Consider the following 3,761-nt stretch of genomic DNA (forward strand, 5'->3'; position numbering starts at 1 on the left):
CGAGGCCGCGCAGGCGGGCGACGAAGGCCGGCGGCACGGCCGGGTCGTTCTCCAACTCGGCGAGCTTGGTCTCGATGCCGCGCACATGCCCGATGCGGCCGAGGCGAAGCAGCTCCGCGACGTGTTCGGGCGGCACCCTCTTTCCTTGCGCGGCGGCCGGGCTCTCGGGCGGCCGGATCGGCCGAGGGGCCGGATCGGGCGCGGGAAGCGGGCGGGCACTGCCGAGCAGCTTGGTGATCCGCTCCAGAAAGTCCTGCATGTCAAAGGGCTTGGCAATGATGTCGTCGTGCGGCGCATCCGCTCCGCGCGTCGGGCTGATCTCGTGGACATTGGCCGACATCATCGCGATGCGGGCCGGGCAGCCGGCCTCACGCAAGCGGCGGGCCACCTCCCAGCCGCTCATGCCGGGCATGGCGATGTCGAGCAGGATCAAGGCCGGTTCGCGCTCTTTCGCCGAAGCGAGGCAGGCCGGCCCGTCCGGCGCCTCGGCGACGGCGAACCCCAGGGGCTCCAGGATCTCGCGCATCAGGGCCCGATGGGCTTGGTCGTCGTCGGCGACGAGCACGGTGCGCCCGGGCTCGGGGAAGGCCGGGCGCGTGACGGCCGCCGGGGCCGGCATCGCCGCGGGGGCGGGACGGTTCACCGCGGCCAGCATCAGCCGCACCCGGAAGCAGGTGCCCTCGCCGACCCGGCTCTCGACGGTGATCTCACCGCCCATCACCTGGGCCAGGAGATGCGCGATGGTGAGCCCGAGCCCGGTGCCCGGCGCCGCGCGGGCGGCGGGCATGGAGCCGCGCTCGAACGGCTCGAAGATCCGGGCGAGGTCGGCTTCGGGGATGCCGAGGCCGGTGTCGCGGATCGAGAACACGGCGACCTGGCTGCGATAGCTCATCTCCAGGGCGACCTCGCCCTCCGCCGTGAACTTGATGGCGTTGGAGAGCAGGTTGAGCAGGATCTGGCGCAGGCGCTTCTCGTCGGTGGCCACCACCGCCGGCAGGGTATCGGGCCGCGTGAAACGGAAGCTGAGCCCTGCGGCCTCCGCCTGAAGCCGCACCATGTCGACGATCTGGGCCAGGAAATCGGCCAGCCGGATCTCGTTGCGGTAGGTCTGGAGCCTGCCCGCTTCCATGCGCGAGATGTCGAGCAACCCGTCGATCAGCCCGGAGAGATGCTGGGCGCTGCGGCGGATCACCCGGATGCCGTTGCGGCGCGGCTCCGGGATGCTGGGATCGCCCTCCAGGAGCTGCGCGTAGCCGAGCACGGCGTTGAGCGGGGTGCGCAATTCGTGGCTGATGCCGACGACGTAGCGGCTCTTGGCGAGGTTGGCGGCCTCGGCGGTCTCCTTGGCCTGCTGCAGCTTGGCATCGGTGACCTTGTGGGCGGCGATCTCGGCCTCGTAGAGGGCGGTCTGGCGGGCGGTCTCCTCCTGCGCCACCCGCCGGCTCTCCTGCGCCAGCACGAACAGCCACGCGACGACGCCGAGGATGACGATGAGGATGAAGAACAGGCTCGTCAGCGCGGCGCGTAACGTGTCGGCGTGTTCCGGATGCCCGGCGGCGGCGCCGGCATGGACGATGACGAGGATCAGCCCGATCACCGCGACCAGGGTGAGCATCAGGGCGAGGTAGCGGCCGAGTGGCGCACCGATCCAGGCGGCGGTGCGGGCGGGCAGGACGCGGGCGAGCGTCTCGCGCGCCTGCGCCTCCAGCCGCCCGTGCGGCTTGCACAGGTCGCCGCAGCGGGCGTCGAGCGAGCAGCACAACGAGCAGATCGGCCCGGAATAGGCCGGGCAGCGGGCCATGTCCTCGGCCTCGAACGGATGCTCGCAGACCCGGCAGGTGATCTCCGGCCGGTCCCAGGCGGTGTGGGGGGCGCGGGCGAGGTAGCGCCGGCCTCGGGTCGCGAGGGCGATGGCCGGCGCGGCGGCGAAGGCGGTGGCGAGCGCCAGGATCGGGGCGAAGGGTTGGAGCGTGGCCCCGAGCAGCCCGGCATGGATGAGGCAGCCCGCCACGAGCGAGAGCCCCATCGCTCCGGTGCCGACGGGGTTGATGGCGTAGAGATGCGCGCGCTTGAACTCGATCCCCGGCGGCGACAGCCCGAGCGGCTTGTTGACCGCGAGATCGGCGGCGAGCGCCCCGATCCAGGCCGAGACCACGCAGGCATAGAGCGGCAGGGTGCTCTCGATGGTCTTGTCGATGCCGAGCTCCATCAGCAGCAGGGCGATAGCGACGTTGAACACCAGCCAGATCACCCGCCCCGGATGGCTGTGGGTCAGGCGTGAGAAGAAGTTCGACCACGCGATCGAGCCGGCATAGGCGTTGGTCACGTTGATCTTGAGCTGCGAGATCACCACGAACAGCCCGGTCAGCGCCACCGCGACCCCGGGCGAGGACGAGACGTAGCCGAAGGCCACCGCGTACATCTGCGTCGGCTCGGCGGCGCGATCCGCCGGCACGCCGTGGCCGAGCGCCAGCACCGTGAGGAAGGCGCCGAGCAGGATCTTCAGCATCCCCGGCACGATCCAGCCGGCGCCGGCCGAGAGCACGCCGGTCCACCAGCGCCAGTCGCCCCTGCCGCCGGGGGCCTCTTGCGGCGGCGGCATGAACCGCAGGAAGTCGACCTGCTCGCCGACCTGCGCCAGCAGTGCCAGCAGGATGCCGGAGGCGAGGCCGAACAGGCGCAGGTCGAAGCCGGCGCCGGCGGCCTCGGTGCCGGGATAGCCGGTGAAGGCCTCGAGCGGCACCGGCCCCGAGAACAGGATGCAGGCGAGTGGCAGCAGGTTGAGGCCGATCCAGAGCGGCTGGGTCCAGAGCTGGAACCGGCTGATCATGCGGATGCCGTAGACCACCAGCGGAATCACCGCTCCCGCGCTGACGATGTAGCCGATCCAGAGCGGCAGGCCGAAGCAGAGCTGCAGCGCCAGGGCCATGATCGCCGCCTCGATGGCGAAGAACAGGAAGGTGAAGCCGGCATAGATCAGCGAGGTGAGGGTCGAGCCGAGATAACCGAAGCCTGCTCCCCGGGTGAGAAGATCGATATCCACCCCGTAGCGGGCGGCGTAGATGGTGATCGGCGCGGCGGTGGCGAAGATGATCAGCCCGACGACGAGCACCGCCGCGAAGGTGTTGGTGAAGCCCGTGGCCAGCACCAGCGTGCCGCCGATCGCCTCCAGCGCCAGGAACGAGAGCGAGCCCAGGGCCGTCTGCGCGATGCGGAAGGGCGACCAGCGCCGCGCCTTCTTGGCGGTGAAGCGGAGCGCATAGTCTTCCAGTGTCTCGTCGGCGACGAAGCGGTTGTAGTCGCGACGGATCGGGATGATGGACCGGGCGCTCAGGGGGCCGTCCTCACGATGGGCCGACGCCCGGCAGCAAGAGATGTCCCGGCCGAGGATCGGTCATGGCTCCTGCGCTCCGGTTCTTCCAACCCAGGGCGCGCGAGCCCTCCTAACGCTCTACGCTGACGGAAGCGAGGGCGGCAGATTACGGCCGAGGTTGAGGAGCGGACATACGCAAAACAGCGTATAGGGTGCGCCGCACAAACAAGCCTAGCCTTCCTCCCGTTCGAGCACGGCCGCCGACCCGGCAGAGCCCGCGCCGACGCGAGATCAGGGGTTCAGGCAAGATGGCGGACGAAAAGAAGGGCCTGGAATCGGCCCTCCGGCGCAAGCTTCTGATGGGTCTGGCGGGCATGCCCGCCCTGGCGATGATGCCGCGCATGGCCTTCGCCGCCGCTCCGCCGACCTCGGCCGTCAACACGACCGG

General features: G+C 70.5%; 1 protein-coding gene and 1 pseudogene. One reads left to right on the forward strand and one right to left on the reverse strand.

Features of this window, described 5'->3' with window-relative positions; all coding sequences use genetic code 11:
- On the reverse strand, positions 1 to 3,148 hold a 3,148-nt coding region (locus MZTS_RS22505), incomplete at its 3' end, for an ATP-binding protein (protein WP_192285486.1).
- Between the two features lie 473 nt (positions 3,149 to 3,621).
- Here MZTS_RS22505 and MZTS_RS25390 point away from each other — a divergent pair.
- Positions 3,622 to 3,761: pseudogene (locus MZTS_RS25390) on the forward strand (urea ABC transporter substrate-binding protein); the annotation flags it as partial.

It is taken from the genome of Methylorubrum zatmanii, from assembly GCF_014845115.1.
GTDB lineage: Bacteria > Pseudomonadota > Alphaproteobacteria > Rhizobiales > Beijerinckiaceae > Methylobacterium > Methylobacterium zatmanii.